This is a genomic window from Pseudomonas sp. LBUM1674 (assembly GCF_059695635.1).
Genome location: NZ_CP166779.1, coordinates 5,106,628 through 5,128,937, shown reverse-complemented (window position 1 = coordinate 5,128,937; position 22,310 = coordinate 5,106,628). Strand labels below are relative to the sequence as shown.

The 22,310-nt window shown below is 49.4% G+C and carries 23 protein-coding genes; 19 read left to right on the top strand and 4 right to left on the bottom strand.

Annotated elements, in window-relative coordinates; genetic code table 11:
* Positions 1-92 precede the first annotated feature (92 nt).
* The 11 genes from ACA067_RS23445 (at position 93) to ACA067_RS23395 (ending at position 11,961) form a co-directional block, all read left to right on the top strand.
* On the top strand, positions 93-1,238 hold the full coding sequence (locus ACA067_RS23445; protein WP_497458714.1) for a hypothetical protein: 1,146 nt from the start codon (positions 93-95) through the stop codon (positions 1,236-1,238).
* A complete protein-coding gene (locus ACA067_RS23440; protein WP_497458713.1) occupies positions 1,235-2,449 on the top strand; it encodes a hypothetical protein in 1,215 nt (404 codons plus the stop codon). Before ACA067_RS23445 ends, ACA067_RS23440 begins: the two co-directional genes overlap by 4 nt.
* 83 nt (positions 2,450-2,532) lie before the next feature.
* The gene (locus tag ACA067_RS23435) at positions 2,533-3,246 is read left to right on the top strand and encodes a glycosyltransferase (RefSeq protein WP_497458712.1); all 714 of its coding nucleotides are present in this window, start codon (positions 2,533-2,535) and stop codon (positions 3,244-3,246) included.
* Positions 3,247-3,261: 15 nt separating this feature from the next.
* On the top strand, positions 3,262-4,296 hold the full coding sequence (locus tag ACA067_RS23430) for a polysaccharide biosynthesis protein (RefSeq protein WP_497458711.1): 1,035 nt from the start codon (positions 3,262-3,264) through the stop codon (positions 4,294-4,296).
* A 3-nt stretch (positions 4,297-4,299) separates the two neighbouring features.
* On the top strand, positions 4,300-5,418 hold the full coding sequence (gene wbjC / locus ACA067_RS23425; RefSeq protein ID WP_497458710.1) for a UDP-2-acetamido-2,6-beta-L-arabino-hexul-4-ose reductase: 1,119 nt from the start codon (positions 4,300-4,302) through the stop codon (positions 5,416-5,418).
* A gap of 23 nt (positions 5,419-5,441) precedes the next feature.
* Complete coding sequence (gene wecB, locus ACA067_RS23420) at positions 5,442-6,572, top strand: non-hydrolyzing UDP-N-acetylglucosamine 2-epimerase (protein WP_497458709.1); 1,131 nt, start codon at positions 5,442-5,444, stop codon at positions 6,570-6,572.
* Between the two features lie 5 nt (positions 6,573-6,577).
* Entirely contained in the window at positions 6,578-7,798 is a 1,221-nt protein-coding gene (locus tag ACA067_RS23415) for a glycosyltransferase family 4 protein (RefSeq protein WP_497458708.1), read from the top strand.
* 46 nt (positions 7,799-7,844) lie between these two features.
* Positions 7,845-8,441 carry a sugar transferase gene (locus tag ACA067_RS23410; RefSeq protein ID WP_497458707.1) on the top strand — a complete coding sequence of 199 codons (597 nt, stop codon included), beginning with the start codon at positions 7,845-7,847 and terminating at the stop codon, positions 8,439-8,441.
* A 253-nt stretch (positions 8,442-8,694) separates the two neighbouring features.
* The gene (locus tag ACA067_RS23405) at positions 8,695-9,873 is read left to right on the top strand and encodes a DegT/DnrJ/EryC1/StrS family aminotransferase (RefSeq protein ID WP_497458706.1); all 1,179 of its coding nucleotides are present in this window, start codon (positions 8,695-8,697) and stop codon (positions 9,871-9,873) included.
* A 562-nt stretch (positions 9,874-10,435) separates the two neighbouring features.
* Positions 10,436-11,092 carry an acetyltransferase gene (locus tag ACA067_RS23400; protein ID WP_497458705.1) on the top strand — a complete coding sequence of 219 codons (657 nt, stop codon included), beginning with the start codon at positions 10,436-10,438 and terminating at the stop codon, positions 11,090-11,092.
* 14 nt (positions 11,093-11,106) lie between these two features.
* Complete coding sequence (locus tag ACA067_RS23395; protein WP_497458704.1) at positions 11,107-11,961, top strand: 3-hydroxyacyl-CoA dehydrogenase family protein; 855 nt, start codon at positions 11,107-11,109, stop codon at positions 11,959-11,961.
* A 148-nt stretch (positions 11,962-12,109) separates the two neighbouring features.
* Here the strand turns inward: ACA067_RS23395 and ACA067_RS23390 are convergent, their stop codons facing one another.
* The gene (locus ACA067_RS23390) at positions 12,110-12,781 is read right to left on the bottom strand and encodes an aspartyl/asparaginyl beta-hydroxylase domain-containing protein (protein ID WP_497458703.1); all 672 of its coding nucleotides are present in this window, start codon (positions 12,779-12,781) and stop codon (positions 12,110-12,112) included.
* A 786-nt stretch (positions 12,782-13,567) separates the two neighbouring features.
* Between ACA067_RS23390 and ACA067_RS23385 the strand changes: the two genes are divergently transcribed.
* The 5 genes from ACA067_RS23385 to fabF all read left to right on the top strand — a co-directional run bounded on the left by ACA067_RS23385 (position 13,568) and on the right by fabF (position 18,743).
* Complete coding sequence (locus tag ACA067_RS23385; protein ID WP_497458702.1) at positions 13,568-13,999, top strand: hypothetical protein; 432 nt, start codon at positions 13,568-13,570, stop codon at positions 13,997-13,999.
* Positions 13,987-15,981, top strand: coding sequence for a polysaccharide biosynthesis protein (locus ACA067_RS23380; RefSeq protein ID WP_497458701.1), 1,995 nt, complete (start codon positions 13,987-13,989; stop codon positions 15,979-15,981). The genes ACA067_RS23385 and ACA067_RS23380 overlap by 13 nt, the downstream gene beginning before the upstream one ends.
* Before the next feature lie 113 nt (positions 15,982-16,094).
* On the top strand, positions 16,095-16,430 hold the full coding sequence (locus ACA067_RS23375; RefSeq protein WP_497458700.1) for a ComEA family DNA-binding protein: 336 nt from the start codon (positions 16,095-16,097) through the stop codon (positions 16,428-16,430).
* A 211-nt stretch (positions 16,431-16,641) separates the two neighbouring features.
* Complete coding sequence (locus ACA067_RS23370; RefSeq protein ID WP_497458699.1) at positions 16,642-17,436, top strand: SDR family NAD(P)-dependent oxidoreductase; 795 nt, start codon at positions 16,642-16,644, stop codon at positions 17,434-17,436.
* 32 nt (positions 17,437-17,468) lie between these two features.
* Positions 17,469-18,743, top strand: coding sequence for a beta-ketoacyl-ACP synthase II (gene fabF, locus ACA067_RS23365; protein ID WP_497458698.1), 1,275 nt, complete (start codon positions 17,469-17,471; stop codon positions 18,741-18,743).
* Here fabF and ACA067_RS23360 read toward each other — a convergent pair.
* Positions 18,740-19,297: a TetR/AcrR family transcriptional regulator gene (locus tag ACA067_RS23360; RefSeq protein ID WP_497458697.1), complete on the bottom strand. Its 558-nt coding sequence runs from the start codon at positions 19,295-19,297 to the stop codon at positions 18,740-18,742. The genes fabF and ACA067_RS23360 overlap by 4 nt on opposite strands.
* Before the next feature lie 177 nt (positions 19,298-19,474).
* On the opposite strand from ACA067_RS23360, the gene ACA067_RS23355 reads away from it, so the two are divergent.
* Together ACA067_RS23355 and ACA067_RS23350 are read left to right on the top strand one after the other, a co-directional pair.
* Positions 19,475-20,128 (top strand): GntR family transcriptional regulator, encoded by a 654-nt coding sequence (locus ACA067_RS23355; protein WP_497458696.1) that lies wholly within the window; start codon positions 19,475-19,477, stop codon positions 20,126-20,128.
* Positions 20,129-20,143: 15 nt separating this feature from the next.
* Positions 20,144-20,995 carry an urea carboxylase-associated family protein gene (locus ACA067_RS23350; protein WP_497458695.1) on the top strand — a complete coding sequence of 284 codons (852 nt, stop codon included), beginning with the start codon at positions 20,144-20,146 and terminating at the stop codon, positions 20,993-20,995.
* 91 nt (positions 20,996-21,086) lie between these two features.
* On the opposite strand, the gene ACA067_RS23345 is transcribed toward ACA067_RS23350, so the two are convergent.
* Together ACA067_RS23345 and rfbC are read right to left on the bottom strand one after the other, a co-directional pair.
* On the bottom strand, positions 21,087-21,254 hold the full coding sequence (locus ACA067_RS23345; RefSeq protein ID WP_010461642.1) for a DUF2897 family protein: 168 nt from the start codon (positions 21,252-21,254) through the stop codon (positions 21,087-21,089).
* Positions 21,255-21,388: 134 nt separating this feature from the next.
* Positions 21,389-21,934, bottom strand: a complete 546-nt coding sequence (gene rfbC, locus ACA067_RS23340; protein ID WP_497458694.1) for a dTDP-4-dehydrorhamnose 3,5-epimerase — start codon at positions 21,932-21,934, stop codon at positions 21,389-21,391.
* A 284-nt stretch (positions 21,935-22,218) separates the two neighbouring features.
* Between rfbC and kdpF the strand changes: the two genes are divergently transcribed.
* Positions 22,219-22,308: a K(+)-transporting ATPase subunit F gene (gene kdpF, locus ACA067_RS23335; protein WP_007950940.1), complete on the top strand. Its 90-nt coding sequence runs from the start codon at positions 22,219-22,221 to the stop codon at positions 22,306-22,308.
* Positions 22,309-22,310 lie beyond the last annotated feature (2 nt).

Genomic DNA, 22,310 nt, shown 5'->3' with positions numbered 1-22,310 from the left:
CAATCTTTTTTTTGATACCAGATGGCCGGATTTGATAAAGCGCATAGGTGAGCAGGATCATCTTGCTTTGAACTTTGGTACGGCTATTGAAGATGAATAATTTTATTTTTTCGTTTTTTTCTAATGTGTTTTTTAGTGCTCCTTCTATATTTTTGGTAGTGGCGTGCTCTCACCTTGGAAGCTACGATGAAGTGGCCTTGTTAGGTGCGTCGTTTGCTATTTGCGCGCCTGTGCAGCTCTTTTTTTCCATGCAACATAATGTTTCTATTTTGAGCGGGCAAATAAGCTTAAGGGATTCATTGCGCACAAGGTTTGCACTAATTATACCTTTTTTGCTTTTGGGATTGCTTGGGGCATTATTATTTTCCTCGCAAATAGTATTTTGGTTTTTTCTCTATAGATGTGCTGAGTTTCTATACGAACCATTTCTTTGTGATGGAATCAGGAAGGGAAGTTATCGTAAGGTTTTTGTGTCGACTTTACTTAGATTTATAGTGTTTGCTTCAATTGTGTTGGTTTTGCTTTATGTTGGGGCAGGTTTGATCGTTGTCCTTATAACAATTGGAGTTGTGTTCTCCCTCCTGGCATCTAAATTTATTCCTGTTGCATTTGATGGTGGTCACACTTCATTTGAAGGGTTCGTATTAGGGGCGGCCGCTTTTTTTTCAAGTGTCATAGTAAATATACCTAGATATTTTGTTACAGGTGCAGATCCTTCATTCGCAGCTTTTTACTCAAGTATGTTGACTTTGGTTTTGGGGGGAGGGCTGTTGTATGGAGCGTTTAACAACTATTTTTTTCCTAAGTTATGTGCTTCAGGTAGAAATGGTGCACTCATGTTTCTTAATGTCTCGGCAGCTATTTTTATTGCGGGCTTGTTAGTTTCCTATTTGTTGTTCTCTGGTGTTGCTATTCCAAACCTATTCTTAGGTGTGTTTTTAGGCGATAAATATTTGTTGTATTCTGATTTTGTTATAGGGTTTGCCTTCTTTTATTTTGTACTATATTTTCACGCTTCGTTGAATTTTATATTTGTATTCCTTGGTTTGGCTAAGGTCTATATGACTTCTCTGATTATCTATGGCTTATGTATGGCTGGATTTATTTTTGCTAGAATGAAATTATTTTCTGAAGATTTTAGTTTTTTAATATGGATTGTTTTCGGTTTCGGTGTTTTATATGGAGCTATTTGTTACTCTTTTCTTATGGTTAAATTTTTGCGGGGGCACAAGGAATGATTTTTCTGAGCGTGTTTTTGATTTTCGCTCTCACGATAATTGACGGGCGACTCTCTTATTTGGCAGTCGCGCTTTTTTGTGTGGTTGGTGTAATCAAAATTGGTTTTTTCTCATCTTTAGTTGGTGTTAGAAAATTAAGCTCTGCGCAGTTTTTTATTTTTATAATGCCTCTTTTCGTTTTTTTCTCTTGGTGCTATGGAGTTATTGTTGGTTTGTTGAATGGCGTTGAGGTCAGTTATGTTTTTGCTAACTTTGCTGGTCTTTCTTTGTATGTTTTGTTCTATGTTTTCTATTTTTCTGTGGAGCTCGAAGCTTCGAAGAAAGCTTTATTCTTCTCAGCGATTTGTAGTTGTATTTTTGGATTTTATGCGGTTTACAGTTCGTATGCCTCTGTAGGTGGAGGGGGAGACGTTGATCAAGTTGGAATTGCTGGTTTCCGAACATTGTATTCAGCTACTTTCCTTTATGTGGTCCCTTTTCTTTTCATTTGTTTAGTCGGTTTGTTTTTGCAGAAAAAAAGTGATTCCGTTTTTAAAAGTGATTTGAAGGCTGGTTTTTTGCTTTTGATTTTTGGTTTTACCTTAGTCGTTCCTGCTATGTCTAAAGGCTTCATTCTGGTTTTTATACTTTTGTTCATGCTTGTTTTTATCGCCGGATATTCTTCGGTTTTACGTTCTATGGTGATCGGAAAGAATTTATTTGTTATGACTCTTCTGGTTTTTTCAGCGGGCGCTGCATTATTGTTATTTACAGATATTTATAATGTCATCGCTTTTAGTTTTTCATCAAGTGAAAGTAGTAACTCTACCAGAAGTGAGCAGTTTGGTTATTTGGTGTCTGAGTGGAACTTTAGCGGGGCGGGCTTGGGAAGTTCATTGGTGTCAGGATATCGGCGCGATGAAACAGGGTATGGATTTGAGCTGACTTACATAAATTTAGTTAACAAGCTTGGTGTCCTAAGTATTCCTTTGTTCTTGTCTTATGCCTCAGTTCTTTTCTTTGGTATTAAATTTTTCTTTTTTGATGGTAAGCGATTCACAGGCGCTTGGATTCTAGGTTTGATGGCCTTCCTGATACCAGGTGCAGGAAACCCGTTGTTGCTAGCTCCTGTGTTTGTATTCATGCATTTTATAGCTATAATGTTGGTTATTACAGAGCTTTCCCCTCAAGTGGAGCTAGATGTAGCTGGGCAGCAGCAATTAATGCAATGAAGGTCTTTGGAGAGTGTTTTGTTAAAGGTTGTAGTATTTTTTTGTGATGTAAGTTTTGTTGTTGCTAATAGCCAGGAATAAATATGCTTTCGGTCAGCGTGTGTATAGCTACTTACAATGGGGCTGATTTTATAAGTGAGCAGCTTCATTCAATTCTCATGCAGATCCCACAAGACTCTGAAGTTTTAATCGGTGATGATGGTTCTATCGATGAAACAATTCGTATTATTGAAGAATTTAAGGATTCCAGGATTAAAGTTATAAGAAATACCTCGAATCTCGGGTATATACGTAACTTTGAGAGCTTGATTAGCAGAGCAAAAGGTCATTACATTTTTCTAAGTGATCAGGATGATGTCTGGCCGGCTGGGAGGGTCGATAAAATGATCTCTGCAATGGAAGTCTCCAAGAGTTTGCTAGTCGTGGGTGGCATGGAGTCCTTTGTCGATGATGTTAACTCTCGTAGATTTTTTTGCGGCTTTGATCAAACCAGGAACGCCTCTCCGTTTAAGAATATGTTTGATATCTTTGTTGGGCGTAGCGTGCCTTACTTTGGATGCGCTATGCTTTTATCTAATAAAATTAAACCTTATTTGATTCCTTTCTACTCGGCGGATATCAGCCATGATATATGGATTGCTTTCGTTGCAAATAGGCGTTGTTCAGTTGCCCATTTGAATGATACGGTCACTTTAAGACGTATTCATGGTAACAATTTGACCAATAATAACCGCGGTTTTTTTAAAAAAATAAAAACCCGCTATGTTTGGTCTCGAGCTATTTTCAGTATTATTTAATAAAGAGGGCTGGCTGTGTTTGATAAAAAAACTCTACTAATCACGGGGGGGACAGGATCTTTTGGCAACGCTGTGCTCAAGCGATTTCTAGATACCGATATTAATGAAATACGTATTTTTAGCCGTGACGAGAAAAAACAGGACGACATGCGCAAGCGCTATGCCAGTCCTAAGCTAAAGTTTTATATCGGTGATGTTCGGGATTACCAGAGCATATTGAACGCTTCTCGTGGCGTGGACTTCATTTTCCATGCGGCAGCACTGAAGCAGGTTCCGTCTTGCGAGTTTCACCCGATGGAGGCTGTCAAGACCAACATACTTGGCACCGAGAATGTCCTGGAGGCGGCGATCCAGAATCAGGTTAAGCGAGTGGTTTGTCTAAGTACCGACAAAGCTGTGTACCCGATCAACGCCATGGGTATTTCCAAGGCAATGATGGAAAAGGTCATGGTGGCAAAGTCGCGTAATGTTGACGAGAGTAAGACAGTGATTTGTGGTACGCGTTACGGTAATGTCATGGCCTCGCGTGGTTCGGTCATTCCTTTGTTCATTGATCAGATTCGTGCAGGCCAACCACTATCTATTACAGATCCAAACATGACGCGGTTCATGATGACTTTGGCGGATGCCGTTGATCTGGTTTTGTACGCTTTTGAGCACGGTAATAACGGTGATCTCTTTGTCCAGAAAGCGCCAGCCGCAACAGTGGAAACTCTTGCTCGCGCCTTGACGTCGATGTTGGGGCAGCCCGAACATCCCATCCAGATCATAGGAACACGACACGGCGAAAAACTTTACGAGGCACTCTTGAGTCGAGAAGAAATGGCCTGCGCCGAAGATATGGGTGATTACTTCCGTGTGCCGCCGGATCTTAGAGATTTGAATTATAGTAAGTTCGTGGAGCAAGGCGAAGAAAAAATTTCCACGATGGTGGACTATAACTCACATAACACCGAGCGTTTGGACGTTGTGGGAATGCAGAATTTGCTGTTGAAGCTTGATTTTATGCGTGCTATTCAGCGCGGCGAACACGCGACACCCGAGGAATAAGGCATGAAAGTATTGATCACCGGTGCCAACGGTTTCGTTGGTAAAAACCTTGTTGCTCATCTGCAAGAGCGAAAAGACGTCGAGGTGCTGCGATTCTGTCGTGAAGATGACATCGGCAGTCTGCATTCACTCGTATCAAAAGTGGATTTTATTTTCCACTTGGCCGGTGTCAATCGCCCTCAGAATGTTGAGGAGTTCAAAATCGGTAACGCCGATTTTACGCAGGCGTTGTGCGCAGCGGTCGCGGCTAGTGGTCGAAACATTCCTTTACTTTATACCTCTTCTATTCAAGCTGAGTTAGGCAACGCTTACGGCTCAAGTAAACGCGAAGCCGAAGATGCGCTATTGAACTTGTCCGCGCGATATAGCAACGATGTTCATTTATTTCGATTGCCAAATGTATTTGGGAAATGGGCTCGGCCTAACTATAATTCAGCCGTGGCGACGTTTTGCTATAATATCGCAAATAATGTGCCTGTCAGCATCAACGATGCTAATGCAAATATTACTTTGGTTTACATCGACGACGTCATAAGTAGTTTTATCTCTGTTATGGATGGTGACAAATCAGGTAATCCGTTTGTCGTTGTTGAGCCACATTATTCGATTACCGTAGGTGAACTCTCGGCACAACTGTACGCATTCAAAGAAAGTCGAAAATCAATGATTGCCGAACGTGTGGGTACTGGCCTTGTTCGTGCTTTGTACTCTACTTATCTCAGTTACTTGCCTCCAGAAGAGTTCACTTACGAAGTTCCGAAGTACGGAGACGCCCGTGGTGTTTTTGTGGAGATGCTAAAGACCAAGGATTCGGGCCAGTTTTCTTACTTTACTGCGCATCCCGGTATTACTCGAGGCGGTCATTATCATCATACGAAGACAGAAAAATTTCTAGTTATCATGGGCAAGGCTTGTTTCCGGTTTCGCCACATAATATCGGGTGAGTTCTATGAGTTGTTCACTGATGGTAACGCACCGCAAGTCGTAGAGACTGTGCCAGGCTGGAGCCATGACATCACCAATGTTGGTGAAAGTGAAATGATCGTCATGCTGTGGGCGAACGAGATATTTGATCGTGAGCTCCCGGATACCTACACTATGGCTGTGGGCACCAAAGCCTGATTGCATTAGGAAAGAGTATTACAATGAAAAAGTTGAAGATTGTTACCGTCGTAGGTACTCGCCCGGAAATCATTCGCTTGTCGCGTGTGATAGCCGCTCTGGATCAATATTGCGACCACGTGCTTATTCACACGGGTCAAAATTACGACTACGAACTCAATGAGATTTTCTTTCAGGATTTGGGAATTCGCAAGCCTGATCACTTTCTGAATGCGGCGGGGGCAACTGGCGCCGAAACCATTGGTAATGTAATTATCAGTGTAGACCGAGTACTGGCGGAAGTTGAACCGGAAGCGCTGCTGGTATTGGGTGACACAAACAGTTGCATGGCAGTAATTCCTGCCAAGCGTCGAAAGATCCCGACTTTCCATATGGAGGCCGGCAACCGCTGTTTCGACATGCGGGTTCCTGAGGAGATCAATCGTCGTATTGTTGACCATACCGCAGATATCAATTTGACCTATAGCACCATTGCGCGTGATTATTTGCTGCGCGAGGGTCTGTCGCCGGACATGGTTATCAAAACTGGCAGCCCTATGTTTGAGGTGTTGAATTACTATCGTGAAGGTATCGAAGCGTCAGATGTGCTCACCCGTCTTGGTTTGGAGAAGGGTAAATTTTTTGTCGTCAGCGCACATCGCGAAGAGAATATTGATTCCGATACAAATTTCGGGAAGCTGGTCGAAGTGCTAAACACTGTTGCTGAGCATTTTGGGTATCCGGTCATTGTTTCCACCCACCCTCGCACTCAGAAACGGGTTGATGCCTTGGGTGTGAAGTTTCACGAAAATATTCGCTTGCTCAAACCATTGGGTTTCAAGGATTACAATAAGTTACAGCTTGAATCGAAGGCTGTGCTTTCTGACAGCGGTACAATCAACGAAGAGTCATCGATTTTAAACTTTCCTGCATTGAATATTCGGGAAGCACATGAGCGTCCTGAGGGGATGGAGGAGGCTGCGGTAATGATGGTCGGGCTGGAGACCGACAGGGTTATGCAAGGCTTGCAGGTACTGGAAAATCAAAGTCGTGCTGATGAGCGGAGTCTGCGACTTGTAGCTGACTACAGTATGCCAAACGTGGCAGAGAAGGTAGTTCGAATTATCCATAGCTACCGTGACTATGTGATGCGGACCGTCTGGAGAAGGTACTGATACGGATGGCCATTCGTGTTTTACTCTTTACTCAGTGGTTTGAACCCGAGCCGACTTTCAAGGGAATGGTTTTCGCTCGAGAGTTGATTGCACAGGGCTTTGAAGTTGAGGTTGTAACCGGGTTTCCTAATTATCCCGGTGGGAAAATTTACCCAGGCTATAGAATCAAGGCCTTGCAGCGAGAGGTCATCGACGGCGTGCAGGTTACTCGTGTCCCACTTTACCCAAGTCATGGGCAGAGCGGGATTGGACGATTGGCGAACTACATTAGCTTTGCCGCTAGTATGTTGATCTACGGGGTTTTCCGGGCAAAAAAACCAGATGTTATCTATGCTTACCACCCTCCGCTAACAGTTGGTATTGCTGCTGCGCTGGTACGTTTTTTTCGCCGTGTTCCTGTGGTTTACGATATACAAGATATGTGGCCGGACACGCTCAAGGCAACCGGGATGTTTTCTAACGAAAAATTATTGAAAATAGTCTCTCGAGTTTGCGATTGGGTATACGGTCACGTAGATCAAATAGTCGTCTTGTCTCCAGGCTTCAAACGCTTGTTAATCGAGCGAGGTGTGCCGTCAGAGAAAATCGATGTAATATACAATTGGTGTGCGGAAAGCTCGATCGATACTACGTTGCTTAAGCCACCAGGCAACTTTCCTGTTGTCTCTAAGTTAAAAATTCTATTTGCTGGCAATATGGGTAAGGCTCAAGCACTGGAAACGGTTATTGAGGCTGCGCGTTTAGTTCAAGAACAAACCAGTCAAGTAGCGTTTATTTTTATCGGTGGGGGAGTTGAAGCTTCCAGGTTAGAAGCGCTCGCTAAAAGCAAAAAGCTTGAAGATGTCTATTTTCTTCCTGCTGTTCCGATGTCTGAAATAGGTGCTTATTTATCTAGCGCCGACGCGTTGCTCGTTCATTTGAAGAAAGATCCATTGTTCTCGATCACAATTCCGTCAAAAACCCAAGCCTATATGGCCGCTGGCAAGCCGATCTTGATGGGCGTTGATGGGGATGCTGCAGATCTTGTCCGCGCAGCCGGTTGCGGAGTAGTCAGTGAGTCAGGCAATGCGCAGGCTCTCGCCGATGCAGTCCTGGCTTTAATGGATGTTTCTGCTGAGGATCGTAATCGGATGGGTGAGAGCGGGAAGACTTTCTATCGCGAAGAGCTGTCATTACGCGTCGGTGTTGAACGTTTTGGCATGCATTTCAAACGTTTGAGCAAATGATTTTTAAACCTGTTTCAAGCGTTAATCACATTTTCAAGGATTTCCGATGTCTAAACGCTTCTTCGATATTGTGGCTGCTACGATCGGGTTGATCGTCTTGTCCCCCGTGATCGCAGTGGTCGCGTACTTGATTCATAAGCGACTCGGCTCTCCTGTTTTATTTCGGCAGGTCAGACCAGGTCTGGGTGGAAAACCCTTTGAGATGGTCAAGTTTCGTACGATGAGGGACGCATTGGACGTCAACGGCAAGCCATTACCTGATTCTGAGCGAATGACAGATTTTGGTAGGTTTCTACGCTCCAGCAGTTTGGACGAGCTGCCCGAGCTGTGGAATGTAATCAAGGGAGACATGAGTTTGGTGGGACCTCGTCCACTGCTGATGGAGTACCTGCCTCTGTACGACGAAGAGCAATTCCGTCGGCATGAGATGCCGCCAGGGGTTACCGGTTGGGCTCAGATAAATGGCCGTAACGCATTGTCCTGGGAGGAAAAATTCAAACTTGATGTCTGGTATGTGGACAACCAATCACTGTTGCTTGACCTCAAAATCATATTTCGCACCATCAAAAAAGTTCTCGTCCGAGATGGGATTAGCGCTGAAGGTGAGGTAACGATGACCAGGTTTACCGGGTCTAAAAAATGAAGGTCTGCATCTGCTGATGGAATGGTCGTAGTGATCGTCAGCGTAGGTATCAGACGTAAGGGTGCGGTACTCAAGATTCGCACAACTGACAGTCGGGGTGGCATTGGCTGGCGATATCTCTGATAACATGATTTTAGCTGGGTGATGGCGCAGGCGCTTGGAAAATCCTGAGTGTTTAGCCTCGGATACAAGTGAACAAACAACCGTTTGAGTACTACGGTTCTTTTTAATTATGGATGGCAGGTAAAAAAACGTGTTGAATACTCCATTTTCTCCTTGGCCTTCATTCACTGCGGAAGAGGCCGATGCTGTTCGCGATGTGGTGCTTTCCAATAAGGTAAATTATTGGACTGGACAAGAGTGCCGGGAATTTGAGAAAGAGTTCGCTACATGGGCAGGCACGGAGTATGCCGTTGCGTTGGCGAACGGCACTGTCGCACTGGACTTGGCGCTAAACGCTCTTGGGATAGGTCCGGGCGACGAAGTCATCGTTACACCTCGTACCTTTCTGGCCTCGGTTTCCAGTATTGTTAATGCTGGTGCTACCCCGGTGTTCGCTGAAGTCGACCGTGATACTCAAAATATTACTGCAAAATCCATTCAGGCGGTGTTGACTTCCCGTACCCGTGGTGTGATCTGTGTCCATCTCGCAGGCTGGCCGTGTGACATGGATCCGATAATGGATCTCGCGACCTCTCATGGTCTAAAGGTCATCGAGGATTGTGCCCAGGCGCACGGTGCAACCTACAAGGGACGTCCAGTAGGTTCCATCGGTCATGTGGGCGCATGGTCATTTTGCCAAGACAAGATCATGACCACCGGTGGTGAAGGCGGAATGGTCACGACCAACGATCGAGATCTTTGGCGCAAGATGTGGTCGTTCAAGGACCATGGCAAAAGCTGGGAAGCGATCTATGAACGTGAGCATGCCCCAGGCTTTCGTTGGCTGCATGAGAGTTTTGGTACCAATTGGCGCATGCTTGAAATGCAGGGTGCTATTGGCCGAATCCAGTTGCGTCGTATGCCGGAGTGGCAGTCTCTCCGGTCTAAATATGCTGAACGCATTTGGGATTGTGCGCGTGCGCTTAACGGTCTCCGAGTTCCCGTAGTACCGGCCGATTGCACTCATGCGGCTTACAAGTGTTACGTGTTCGTCGAGCCGACACTGTTGAAAGCAGATTGGAGTCGAGACCGTATTCTTGCTGAAATTGCCTCTCTTGGGGTGCCGTGCTTCTCTGGCTCTTGCTCTGAGGTTTATCTCGAGAAAGCATTCGACGATACCGGATGGCGACCGGAGACTCGTTTCGCTGTGGCCAAGGAGCTGGGAGAGACGAGTCTGATGTTCCTTGTGCATCCTACTTTGACAGAAGTTGAGATAGACAGGACTTGTGACGCACTTAAAAATGTAATGTTGCAGGCGGTTAAAGTATAAGTTTAACCAAATTATGCAATGTGAGTTCCTGTTCGATAATTGAAGAGGAACTCACATTTCTGGATGGTTCTAGATCTTGCGATCAATTTTCCCGCAGTGTTGTACGTCAAATTCAGGGAGTGAAGTCTCCCACGGGAGCGATCGTTTGGAGTCTCCAAGTGTATCGTTCAAAGTAAGATCCGTTTATCACGTTACCATTACGTGCTGCGTTACCGTGTGCGGAGCCTTCAGGTGGCTAGGAAGCACAGCTGTTTGTGCTTTCTATGCAGGATCTGTGTACGGTAAACGATGGGGGCGCCACAAGGACATCTCTTGTCGACAGCGACATCTGAATCTGCCGATTTTTTCGGTCGGCGCGTAGGGTACGGACGGAAGTCAGCAGGCCGCTTGAATCAATCGGCCAGATGGCTGGCAGGGATCGCTGACAGGTGTGGTTTCGCTATCTCTGCCTGACAGCAGCCTATTTCGTATGTAAAATTCCGGCGCGCCCATTAAGTCGACAGCCATTTCAAGCCCTACCTGCCTGGAGCAGCTGTCTCGACATAGAACTGAAGGATTGAGCATGAAAATTTACGCAATCGTTGGTGCTGGTGGTTTTGGGCGTGAGGTAGCGCCTCTAGCAAAAGAAATGCTTGGGAGCGCTAGCGGAGCGGGCTTCAAGATTCTCTTCGTCGATGACAACCAACCCGAAAAAATCATCAATGGATTCAGTGTTGTCGATACCAACGAATTCTTCAGTATGGGCGGCGAAAAATTCTTCAATATCACAATTGCCAACAGCAAAGTCAGGCAGGAGGTTGCAGAACGATTCATCGCTAAGGGTATAACGCCTTTCTCGATTTCTGCGTTGAATGCCATCAGTTTAAGCCACAATGACATTGACGAAGGTGCCGTTTTTTGCCCGTTCACCACAGTCACTGCCAATGCGAAAATTGGTAAGTTCTTTCACGCCAATATCTATTCATATATTGCGCACGATTGTGTTATTGGTGACTACGTTACATTTGCACCGAATGTGCAATGCAACGGTAGTGTTGTTATAGAAGATCATGCCTACATTGGAACCGGGGCGATGATTCGTCAAGGCACTCCAGAAAGGCCAATTGTTATCGGCGAAGGTGCAGTTGTTGGCATGGGTGCCGTTGTCACCAAGAGCGTCGCACCCTATACGACAGTATTTGGCAACCCTGCAAAGCTGCTAAACAAAGTCTCAAGATAAGGATTTACAGCAGCATGAAAGAGATCAAAGTAGCGGTGATTGGGGCAGGGACGATGGGCAAAGGAATTGTCCAGATTTTGGCGCAATCCAATATCGTTTATTCCGTGGTATGGGTAGGCCGTGCCGAATCCAGCTGTCGCTCTTCGCTGGACGATCTCAATTCACAGTGGGAACGGATGATCAATAAGAAGAGGCTTTCGGCTGAAAATGCGAAAATCTATTCTGACAAGGTCCGCATTGGCGATGGTTTCCAGGGTATTTCTGATTGCGACTTGATTCTTGAAGCCGTAGCGGAAGATATGTCCGTCAAGCACGAAGTATTTAAGGAGATTGCCAAGTATGCTAATGCAAATACGGTAATTGCCACAAATACGTCTTCGCTTTCTATCACCGAATTGGCGAGCATCACTCGGCATCCTGAAAAGTTAGTTGGCTTGCATTTTTTTAACCCCGCCCCAGTTATGAAGTTGGTCGAAGTAATTGTTGGAATCTCGACTTCGAATGAAACGGCGACATGGGCGTTTGACTTTGCAAAAGAACTAGGTAAAGAACCTGTCTTGGTCAATGAAGCACCAGGTTTCATTGTTAACCGAATGCTTATACCGATGATAAATGAAGCTATCGGTATACTCGCGGAGGGCGTTGCGACTGCGGAGGAAATCGACAAGGCAATGAAACTTGGCGCAAATCATCCGATCGGCCCGCTCGCTCTAGCAGATCTGATTGGTAACGATGTAAACCTATCGATAATGGAAACACTGCATAACGAAACGGGCGATTCGAAATACAGAGCTCATCCCTTATTGCGAAAAATGGTCAGGGCAAATAGGCTTGGCCGAAAAACAGGGGTAGGTTTTTATAAATATTAGCAATTAGGGTCGCGGATGTCGTTTTGTTTGAATCACGATTTAAGGTGGTTTAACCATTCCACGCATCCACATTCTGGCGGATTTTAACAAGGTATCCGCCAATTTGTATGCTTGTCAAGCATGCGCGCGTAGAGCGTATTTTAAGTATCTACTCTACCTTCTTCTTCCCCAAGAAACGCCATGCAACGAATTTTTTAAGCATCCTCATTTGATCCATGAAATACTTGGGGTCCTTCCAAATGTTGATAATGATCGATTTGAGTAAATTGAGAGCAAGAATCATAAAAAAATAAATATCGTGAATTTTTCCACGGATGTTTTTTTGTGGCAGTTTTGCTTTTACCGATTCGTTAATGTTGCACTCTATGACAATATGAACTCTTGTCTCAGTGCTTTCGTTCTTCACCTCATGCAAGTAGGAGGTGTCCAGCGCCCATAATTCATCCGGTGACATGACTACCCGTTTTTTTGATACATTAAAAAAAACGTTGTCGTTGGTGATGATTGGGATGTGGAAACGAATTCTCGCGTTGCTTGACGCACCGGTGAGGTCTCGGTGAGCGTGAAGAACGGCGCCAGGGGATAAGTAATAAAAAACGCAGACACCGCTCTGATCTGCCCCCAGAAAGTCATAAATATCTTGCATGAATGTGTGGGTTTTGGGATCGAGATCTATTTTATGCCATTGGATCCCGGCGTACTTTCCGTTGGCGTGTACGTTTGACTTATTGATCTCCAGTTCTAGAGCTGTTTTTCTGATTTCTGATATTTTTTCTTCGCCAAAGAAATCTTTCTTTATAAGAAAACTTCCGGAGTTCATGATCTATTCCTCCCACACTCTACGTGTCAGTAGTAGGTTCACTTGTACAGGTATTAGAAGCTATTTTGATTCGTTCATGGTTTGCCAAAAAAGCGATCATCTCACGAGTTGTGGATTCCTGCCTATGGGTGAATTTGGCATCTGTAGGCTCTCAGTTGCTTTCTCCATGGTGATTTGTACTGACATGGCAATGGCGAAGTCTATCGCCAGGACATCGCACGTCCCTACATCCGATCGTTTTGCTAAGACAGATTCACGACCATCGGTCAATAGCAGGTATGGTCGCATCCAGCGATAGCTCATTCAAGGTCTGGCAGAGTAGGTCGCGGCTGGCGAATTTTTGAGTTTCCAGGATGGCCGTTGTTAGGTGAGAACAGGGTGCCAGTGGATGAATACACAAGAGACGTATGGTTTCAGGGTATCCAGCTACCTGCATCCCCCGAGACTTATTTACGTGTTTGGGTCTCTTTAGTGTGCTTCAACGAGAAAAAGGATTTTCTAGGGCCTGATTTTGCTCCATCACGAAGAGGTCAGGTCTCATTTTTTTTGTGTACCCAACCCTGAGAAAATGCTGAAATTGACAGACACTGCGCGGTAGTCAGATGGCCTTGGCGCTCGTAGTAGAAGTCCTCAGATACGCGCGGTAGTAATCTAGGCGAGGTGTGCAGCGGTGTTGAGGTGTAGAGAGCAATGAATTGCAAGCATTGACGTGTATGATAATGCCATGGCGAAAATAGCTTTAAGTCGCGTTTTAATCCTAACCCCTCAAATGGATGCTTCTGTTCGATGACTTTATGGTTGTCGTTGTTGGTCGTAGCGGGTGTCTCATTGGTTCTCACTGGAGCCATGCGTCACTTTGCTCTAGCCTGCAGCTGTGCTGATTTGCCGAATGCTCGTATTTCGCAATCGATTTTGACCTGCCGTGAAGGTGGCGTTGCGATTGCTTTTGGTTTCCTGTGTGTCTTGTCCATTTTTTGTTTGGTCGGGCTCATGGCCTGGACGCTGGTTCTGGTGGTACTCGGCGCGGGTACTGGAAGGGTGATGCCTCGCCTTGTTGATGGCCGGGGACGCATCGCAGATCGACGGTGGTTTCCTTGTCATATCACAGTAGGGGTATGGGCCTTGCTCCGGTCTGATGGGCTGCCATCAGTGGTTTCTGGCTTGGATGATTTTTGTTTTGGTGTCATGAAAGGTGATCAGGGTTTATGGATAAAATAAGAATTTACTTACTAAGTCTTCCGAGGCAACGAAAGCGTGTTTTGCAAGTTGTTACTGATGTCTTATTAGTATGGCTGGCTTTATGGATGTCGTTTGTCGTCCGTCTCGGACTGGAGGATATGATCGATCCTCTTATTCAGCATTACTGGTTGTTTATCGCAGCACCAGCCCTGGCAATTCCTCTATTTATTCGTTTTGGCCTGTATCGGGCGGTGATGCGTTACTTCGGTAACGATGCCCTGATTGCAATCATTAAGGCCGTCAGTTTATCTGCGTTAATGCTAGGTGTTGCCGTATATTTGTACAGCAACCACCAACGTACTATTCCTCGATCGATTATTTTCAACTACTGGTGGTTGAGTCTAATCATGGTGGGTGGCTTACGCTTGGCCCTGCGTCAGTACTTTATGGGTGACTGGTTTGCTACGACGCAACACGTACCTTTCACTAATCGTGATGACGGACTTCCAAAAGTTGCTATCTACGGGGCGGGAGCTGCAGGTAACCAATTGGTTGCAGCATTACGCATGGGAAGGATGATGCGCCCCATCGCTTTTATCGACGATGACAGCAGTATTGCTAATCGCGTAATTTCAGGACTTCAAGTCTACAAGCCGAAGCATATACAAGAGATGATTGATGCGACCGGTGCTCAAGAGATATTGCTCGCGATTCCTTCCGTTACCCGTGGTCGCCGTCGTGAAATACTCGGTTACCTTGAAGGTTTCCCCCTTCATGTTCGAAGTGTCCCCGGTTTCATGGACTTGGCCAGCGGCCGGGTGAAAGTCGATGACATTCAAGAAGTCGACATTGCGGACCTCTTGGGCCGAGATGCCGTTCCAGCCCAGGGCGACTTACTTGCCCATTGTATCAAGGGGCAGTCCGTTATGGTCACTGGGGCTGGTGGATCCATTGGATCTGAACTGTGCCGCCAGATTCTAGCGCTGCGTCCAACGACACTTCTGTTGTTTGAACACAGTGAGTTCAACCTTTACAGCATCTTGTCCGAGCTTGAGCATCGCATCGCTCGCGAGTCTTTGTCGGTTCGCCTATTACCAATTCTCGGTTCAGTGCGTAATCCAAATAAGTTGCTGGATGTGATGAAAACCTGGCATGTGGATACTGTGTACCATGCCGCTGCCTACAAACACGTGCCTATGGTTGAGCACAACATTGCCGAAGGTGTTCTCAACAACGTTATGGGAACCCTCAATACCGCCGAGGCGGCGCTTAAGGCGGGTGTTGCCAACTTTGTCCTGATTTCAACAGACAAGGCTGTTCGACCTACCAATGTGATGGGCAGCACCAAACGTCTCGCCGAAATGACGTTGCAGGCGCTTAGTCGAGAGCTGGCGCCAGTGTTGTTCGGCGATACCACTAACATCTCACATGTGAATAAAACTCGCTTCACTATGGTGCGTTTTGGGAATGTCTTGGGTTCATCCGGTTCGGTTATTCCATTGTTTCACAGACAGATCAAATCCGGTGGGCCGCTAACGGTCACCCACCCGAAAATCACCCGTTATTTCATGACGATTCCGGAAGCCGCGCAGTTAGTGATTCAGGCTGGATCCATGGGGCAGGGTGGTGATGTTTTCGTTCTGGACATGGGCGAGCCAGTCAAAATTGTTGAACTTGCCGAGAAGATGATCCATCTGTCGGGCCTGAGTGTTCGTTCAGAAAAGAATCTGCATGGAGATATTTCCATCGAGTTTACCGGGCTGCGCCCCGGCGAGAAGCTTTACGAAGAGTTGTTGATAGGCGACAACGTCGCCGCTACCCCGCACCCTATGATCATGAGCGCTAACGAAGATCACCTGGAGTGGGATGTACTCAAGGCAAGGCTTAGCGATTTGCTGAGCGCTGTCGATCAGGATGATTACTCCCGCGTCCGGCAGCTCCTGCGCGAAACCGTCAGCGGTTACACCCCGGACGGCGAAATCGTCGACTGGATCTACCAACAACGCCGCCTCGAACCCTGATTGTTTCACATCCCGCAACAGACACATTTTTGACAGTCTCCATCCATCGCCTAAGTTTGGAAGGCAGCTTCGGAAAAAGCTGCTTTCCCAATCGATGTCATGGAGCGTCATTTATGCGTACTGGCTACTTCTATTCTCTGGTTTTTGCCCTGCTCACCAGCGCCTCTATCGCTGCCGTTGCTGCACCAGCAGTCAAGCCCGAAGCTGGCAATGCACCCCAAGTGCAACAAATGGCCCCCGAGGCACAGTCCGGTAAAGTCGATCTCAACAAGGCGGATGCGCCGACCCTGCAGAGCGAGCTGTCCGGGATCGGGGAGGCGAAGGCCAGGGCGATTGTTGCGTATCGTGAGAGTAATGGGGCGTTTTCGTCAGTGGACGAGTTGCTTGAGGTCAAGGGGATCGGTAAAGCCCTGCTGGATAAGAATCGCGAGAAGCTTGTAGTGAACTAAGCTACTAAGACAACACTAGGGGCCGGTCATTTGACCGGCCTTTTTGCATCTGGCAACCGGCCACGACCGAGCACCTTCCGTCAGCTCGATAAAAATTACGGCTATCATATTTGCATTATATTATGCATATAATAAATAGGTCGCCCACTGCAGCGTTTTCAACCCGGGCAGCTGTCTTTCCTTCGAGCCTCTTCTATCCAGGAGCACTGTCATGAATTCTGTCCAGACCCAAGGTACAGCCCTCGTCACCGGTGCCTCTTCCGGTATCGGCGCGATCTACGCCGAGCGCTTGGCAGCGCGTGGTTTCGATTTGTTGCTGGTCGCTCGCGATCAGGAGCGGCTGGACGCGGCGGCGAGCAGGTTGCGCGCCGAGCATGGGGTTCAGGTTGAGGTGCTCAGGGCTGATCTGACGCAAAAGGATGATGTGCTCAAGCTTGAGCAACGCCTGCGTAGCGATTCCAGTATCAGCTTGCTGTTGAACAATGCCGGTGTTGCGGCGGATGGTTTGTTGGCCAATGCCGACATGGATCAGCTGGAGCGATTGATCCAGCTGAACGTTACAACGGTGACGCGGCTGGCGTCGGCGGCGGCGGCTGGTTTTGCCAAGGCGGGCCGGGGGACGATCATCAATATTGCGTCGGTGGTGGCCTTGTTTCCCGAGCGCTTCAACGCAACTTACAGCGCCAGCAAGGCTTATGTGTTAAGTCTGACCCAGTCGTTGAACGCCGAGCTGGATGGCACCGGGGTCAAGGTTCAAGCTGTGTTGCCTGGTGTAACACGCACCGAGATCTGGGAGCGCTCCGGTATCGATGCTACCCAGATCCCGGCAGACATGGTGATGGAGGCGGGGGAGATGGTCGATGCGGCGTTGTCGGGACTGGACCAGGGTGAGTTGGTCACCATTCCGTCGTTGCCGGATGCCGCCGACTGGGATGCCTTTGTTGCGGCGCGTCACGTGATGGCGCCGAATCTTTCCAAAAGCAAGGCCGCCTCGCGTTACAAGTGAGGTGCCATCCATTGGCTTGAGGTAATTGCAGTATGAGTGTTCGTCGAGTAGTTGTGACAGGCATGGGCCTGGTGTCGCCGTTGGGCAGTGGTGTCGAGGCCGTCTGGGCGCGTTTGTTGGCGGGGCGTTCAGGGGTGCGCAAATTGCCCGACGAGGTGGTTGCCGATCTGTCGACCAAGGTCGGTGGTGCAGTGCCGACGCTGGCTGAGGATGCCGAGGCCGGTTTTGACCCGGACCGGGCCACGTCGCCCAAAGAGCAAAAGAAAATGGACCGTTTCATTCTGTTTGCCATGGAGGCGGCTCGTCAGGCGCTCGAGCAAGCGGGTTGGCAGGCGCAGGACGCCAATGCCCAGGAACATACGGCGACCATTATCGGTTCCGGTGTGGGCGGTTTCGGCGCGATTGCCGATGCAGTGCGTACCACCGACAGCCGTGGTCCGCGGCGCTTGTCGCCGTTCACCATTCCTTCGTTTCTGGTCAACCTCGCTGCCGGTCATGTGTCGATTCAGCACGGTTTCAAGGGGCCGTTGGGTGCTCCGGTGACGGCGTGCGCGGCCGGGGTCCAGGCGATTGGCGATGCGGCGCGGTTGATTCGTTGCGGTGAGGCGGACATTGCGGTGTGTGGCGGTGCGGAAGCGGCGATCGATCGCGTCAGTCTGGCCGGATTCGCCGCGGCTCGCGCCTTGTCCAGTGCTTACAACGATACCCCGGAGCGTGCTTCGCGGCCGTTCGACAGCGGTCGCGATGGCTTCGTCATGGGTGAGGGCTCCGGTCTTCTGGTGATCGAATCCCTGGAGCATGCCCTGGCTCGCGGCGCGCAACCGTTGGCCGAGTTGGTCGGCTACGGCACCAGCGCCGACGCCTATCACCTGACCGCCGGACCCGAGGATGGCAGCGGTGCACAGCGAGCCATGTCGCTGGCGTTGGCCCAGGCAGGTATTTCACCTGCGCAGGTGCAGCATCTCAATGCCCACGCAACCTCGACGCCGATTGGAGACCTCGGTGAGCTGGCCGCCATCAAGGCGGTGTTCGGCACGGATAACAACATTGCGGTGACCTCGACCAAATCTGCCACCGGGCATTTGCTCGGTGCCGCAGGCGGAATCGAGGCGATCTTCACGCTGTTGGCGATTCGCGATCAGGTCGTGCCGGCCACCCTCAACTTCGATAACCCGGACCCCGCTAGCCAAGGCGTGGATATCGTCCATGGTCAGGCGCGGCCGATGGCCATTGAATACGCATTGTCCAATGGCTTCGGCTTTGGCGGGGTCAATGCCAGCGTGCTGTTCAAACGCTGGCAGGGTTAATCCCGGGTTCGTTTGAGATAGGCGCGCGTGACGTCGAGAATCCGCTGGGCGAACTGCGGATTTTCGACACTGCGCGATAGCAGCAGCGCCCCGACCAGGGTCGACATGATGACGATGGCGCGGTCGGCGGCGTCCTCGCTTTCGAGGGTGGCTTGCACTTGGTCGAGCCGTGCATTGAGCACCGCGTCAGAGGTCGGACTTGGCTGTCCGCGAAGGCCGAGTTCCGACGACATGGTCGGCAGCGGACAACCTTCATCAGGTGAAATCTGGTGCCATTCAGACAGATAGACGTCGATGAATGTTTCCAGCGGTTGATCCTGGGCAAATAGTTCAGCGCAAATAACGTCTACCTGATCACCCGCCGCTTGCAGGGCTTTTTCTACCAGTTCGTCCTTGGACTTGAAATGCGAGTAGAAGCCGCCGTGAGTCAAACCTAACGCTTTCATCAGTGGCTGCAGGCCGGTTGCGCCAATACCATCGCGACGAAACCGGGCGGATGCTTCCTTGATGATACGTTGGTGGGTCTGAGCTTTGTGGTCCTGCGAGTAACGCATTTCGAATCTCCGCAACAATGCCCCATCTTAACCAATGAAAATTGGATGGTGACTGTACTTCTACTGCTAAAAAGCATGCAGATGCGTCCAACTTCGTCTTTGCTATATCGAATGAGCTGGCACGAATAGTGATTACTTGTTAACCGACGATTGTTGAACAATCAGGAGGTAACAAGCATGAGCAGCGGATTGTCCCTGGCCGACCACATCACATTGGAGCTGCGCGCCGACATCATCGGCGGTCGTTTGCTGCCTGGCATGGCGCTGGTGGAAAACGATCTGGTGGCGGCCTACAGCGCATCCCGTAACACTATTCGCGAAGCGTTGCATCGCCTGGGGCAGGAAGGTCTGACCCGTTATGTGCGCAATAAAGGCGTGATGGTTCGCCAACTGGGCGTCGAGGATGTGCGGGATCTGTTTAACGTTCGTCGCACCCTGGAGTTGCATGCCATCAGCGCGAGCCGGCCGCTGCGCGACGCTCAATCCGATCGGATGCTCCAAGCCCTGGAAGCCACCGAACTGGCCCGGGAGCGTGAGGATTGGCGCGCCGTCGGTACCCACAGCCTGGCGTTTCATCAACATATCGTCGGGTTGCTGCGCAGCCCTTTGTTCGATGAGTTTTTTACCAATGTCGTCGCGCAATTGCGCCTGGTGTTTTGCGCCGCCCCTGACGAATCACGATTTCAGGCGCCGTGGCTGGTGCGCGACCGACAGATACACGAATGGCTGGTCGAGGGCGACAAACGCGCGGCCGAGGACGCCATGAGCCTGTATCTCGACGATTCTGAACAGCTCCTGCTGCAGATGCTTACTCCGGTTTCCCATCACTGATCGAGGACTCGTGCCATGTACAAAGACTATCCGGCAGCCTATCAAGTCAGCAAAGGCTCGGCCTTGCAGGTGGACACAGCGTTCTACGAACGGATCCGCGACAACAAGGATGGGCGCACGCTGATCGAAACATTTGAAGTGCCGATCCGCACCGGCCGTGCGTGGAAGGTGCCAGCCGGACACGTGTTCCGTGTCACGACGCCTGTTGGTCCGCAAGTCGGGGATTTCAATGTCTGGAATGCCAACGACCCGCGTGAACGCTTGTGGGCGGCCCGCACCCGACAGCTGCAAGGCGCGCATGTCAGTACCCATGACCGGCTCTGGTCGAACCTGCCGTTTTTACGGCCGTTGGTGACCATCACCGATGACAGCCTGGCCGGTTACGGCATCGACGAGCACGGTGGTCGCTTGCACGATTTGCTCGGCACCCGTTGCGATCCCTATGTGAACAAAATGCTCACCGGCGAAGACTTCCATCATCACTGTCATTCGAACCTGACCCGTGCGGTGTTGCCCCATGGTTTGACCGAGTTCGACGTGCATGACGTGTTGAATATTTTCCAGTGCACCGGCCTGAACCATGACGACATGTACTTCATGAAAGCCTGTCCGGCCCAGAAGGGCGACTACCTGGAGTTCTTTGCCGAAATCGATCTGCTGTGCGCATTGTCAACCTGTCCGGGCGGCGATCTTTCGCTGGCCATGTGGGGGCCGGATGCGCAGGACCCGCTGAGCGTGTGTCGACCGCTTGGGGTGGAGATTTATCAGTTGGAGGATTCGCTGCTTGCGGGCTGGAGCCAGCCGGAGCGCGCGGCGTACAAAGGACTGCATGGCTTGCACATTGCCAAGGCGGATTGGGAGAAATAAGCGAAAAGATCGCAGTCTGCGGCAGCGCCTACATAGGAGCGCACATTCCGCGTAGGAGCTGCCGAAGGCTGCGATCTTTTGATCTATTGATCTAGCGGTCCTGCGCATCCTTGGCATCCGCTTCCGCGTTGCGTTCAGCGACGCGCTTACGTTGCTCTTCGGTCAGTTCGACCTTGTTGGCGGTGTCGCGCAACATCATCAAACCGCCAACGATCGAGCCGATTGCAACGACCAGAATCAACCAGGCATACCAGGGCATAGGGCTCTCCTTGAGGGCAGGCCGGTCGGCGGGTTTCGCCAATCGATCGTGCATACCACTTTGAGCGATTTATTTTCGCGGTGGTTCCATTCTATGCCTGTTATGCCCCATGCATCTGCGCCAATCGCTCAGGGTTACGCAAAAACCTCAGCGTCTTTCAAGAACTTCGCAGCCTGGTCCTTTGCGGACAGTTGCGGTGCTTCGTCCAGTTGCCAGTCAATGGCCAGGTCCGGATCGTCCCAACGGATGCTGCGCTCGGCAGACGGCGTGTAGTAGTTGGTGGTCTTGTAGAGAAACTCGGCGAAATCACTCAACACCACAAAACCGTGGGCGAAACCTTCCGGGACCCAGAGCTGGCGATGGTTTTCGGCGGACAGGCGCACAGCGACCCATTTGCCGAAGTGCGGCGAGCTGCGGCGAATATCCACGGCTACATCGAGTACTTCACCCACCGTCACGCGAACCAATTTGCCTTGGGTGTTTTCCAGTTGGTAATGCAACCCACGCAATACGCCTTTTTGCGAGCGCGAATGATTGTCCTGAACAAATTGAGTGTCCAGGCCAGTGGCATCCGCAAAAGCCTTGGCATTGAAACTCTCGTAAAAGAAACCTCGTTCATCACCAAATACCTTCGGTTCGATGATCAGAACACCGGGCAAATCGGTGGTGATTACATTCATGGGTATTACTCCGGCAATAGTCATCAATGGCCGACATTCTTGCTCAAAGCGCGCACTGAAGCGAGCAGGAGGTGCGGACAGTTACTCGACCATCTGGCGTTAACCGCCGCGAGTCGCGGGCTTGCTCGCAAAGAACTCCGCCACGACACCCCTGTAACCCCAGGGTAACCCCACTCTTTACGCTTTCTTTATACCCCGCTACCTCCCTCGATCTCGCTCCTTTACAGCCTCCTTGCCGACAATGACTGCACACGCGGCAATACGCCGTAACACGGAGAACTTTCATGAGCGTTCTGGACGGAGTGTCACTGCTGCTGGCAGTGGGACTGTTCATTTATCTGTTGGTTGCGCTGTTGCGCGCGGACCGGACCTAGGA

Coding starts and splice junctions, on each gene's coding strand:
- ACA067_RS23445 (WP_497458714.1), top strand. CDS start 93: ATGAATAATTTTATTTTTTCGTTTTTTTCTAATGTGTTTTTTAGTGCT.
- ACA067_RS23440 (WP_497458713.1), top strand. CDS start 1,235: ATGATTTTTCTGAGCGTGTTTTTGATTTTCGCTCTCACGATAATTGAC.
- ACA067_RS23435 (WP_497458712.1), top strand. CDS start 2,533: ATGCTTTCGGTCAGCGTGTGTATAGCTACTTACAATGGGGCTGATTTT.
- wbjC (WP_497458710.1), top strand. CDS start 4,300: ATGAAAGTATTGATCACCGGTGCCAACGGTTTCGTTGGTAAAAACCTT.
- wecB (WP_497458709.1), top strand. CDS start 5,442: ATGAAAAAGTTGAAGATTGTTACCGTCGTAGGTACTCGCCCGGAAATC.
- ACA067_RS23415 (WP_497458708.1), top strand. CDS start 6,578: ATGGCCATTCGTGTTTTACTCTTTACTCAGTGGTTTGAACCCGAGCCG.
- ACA067_RS23410 (WP_497458707.1), top strand. CDS start 7,845: ATGTCTAAACGCTTCTTCGATATTGTGGCTGCTACGATCGGGTTGATC.
- ACA067_RS23400 (WP_497458705.1), top strand. CDS start 10,436: ATGAAAATTTACGCAATCGTTGGTGCTGGTGGTTTTGGGCGTGAGGTA.
- ACA067_RS23395 (WP_497458704.1), top strand. CDS start 11,107: ATGAAAGAGATCAAAGTAGCGGTGATTGGGGCAGGGACGATGGGCAAA.
- ACA067_RS23390 (WP_497458703.1), bottom strand. CDS start 12,781: ATGAACTCCGGAAGTTTTCTTATAAAGAAAGATTTCTTTGGCGAAGAA.
- ACA067_RS23385 (WP_497458702.1), top strand. CDS start 13,568: ATGACTTTATGGTTGTCGTTGTTGGTCGTAGCGGGTGTCTCATTGGTT.
- ACA067_RS23380 (WP_497458701.1), top strand. CDS start 13,987: ATGGATAAAATAAGAATTTACTTACTAAGTCTTCCGAGGCAACGAAAG.
- ACA067_RS23375 (WP_497458700.1), top strand. CDS start 16,095: ATGCGTACTGGCTACTTCTATTCTCTGGTTTTTGCCCTGCTCACCAGC.
- ACA067_RS23370 (WP_497458699.1), top strand. CDS start 16,642: ATGAATTCTGTCCAGACCCAAGGTACAGCCCTCGTCACCGGTGCCTCT.
- fabF (WP_497458698.1), top strand. CDS start 17,469: ATGAGTGTTCGTCGAGTAGTTGTGACAGGCATGGGCCTGGTGTCGCCG.
- ACA067_RS23360 (WP_497458697.1), bottom strand. CDS start 19,297: ATGCGTTACTCGCAGGACCACAAAGCTCAGACCCACCAACGTATCATC.
- ACA067_RS23355 (WP_497458696.1), top strand. CDS start 19,475: ATGAGCAGCGGATTGTCCCTGGCCGACCACATCACATTGGAGCTGCGC.
- ACA067_RS23350 (WP_497458695.1), top strand. CDS start 20,144: ATGTACAAAGACTATCCGGCAGCCTATCAAGTCAGCAAAGGCTCGGCC.
- ACA067_RS23345 (WP_010461642.1), bottom strand. CDS start 21,254: ATGCCCTGGTATGCCTGGTTGATTCTGGTCGTTGCAATCGGCTCGATC.
- rfbC (WP_497458694.1), bottom strand. CDS start 21,934: ATGAATGTAATCACCACCGATTTGCCCGGTGTTCTGATCATCGAACCG.
- kdpF (WP_007950940.1), top strand. CDS start 22,219: ATGAGCGTTCTGGACGGAGTGTCACTGCTGCTGGCAGTGGGACTGTTC.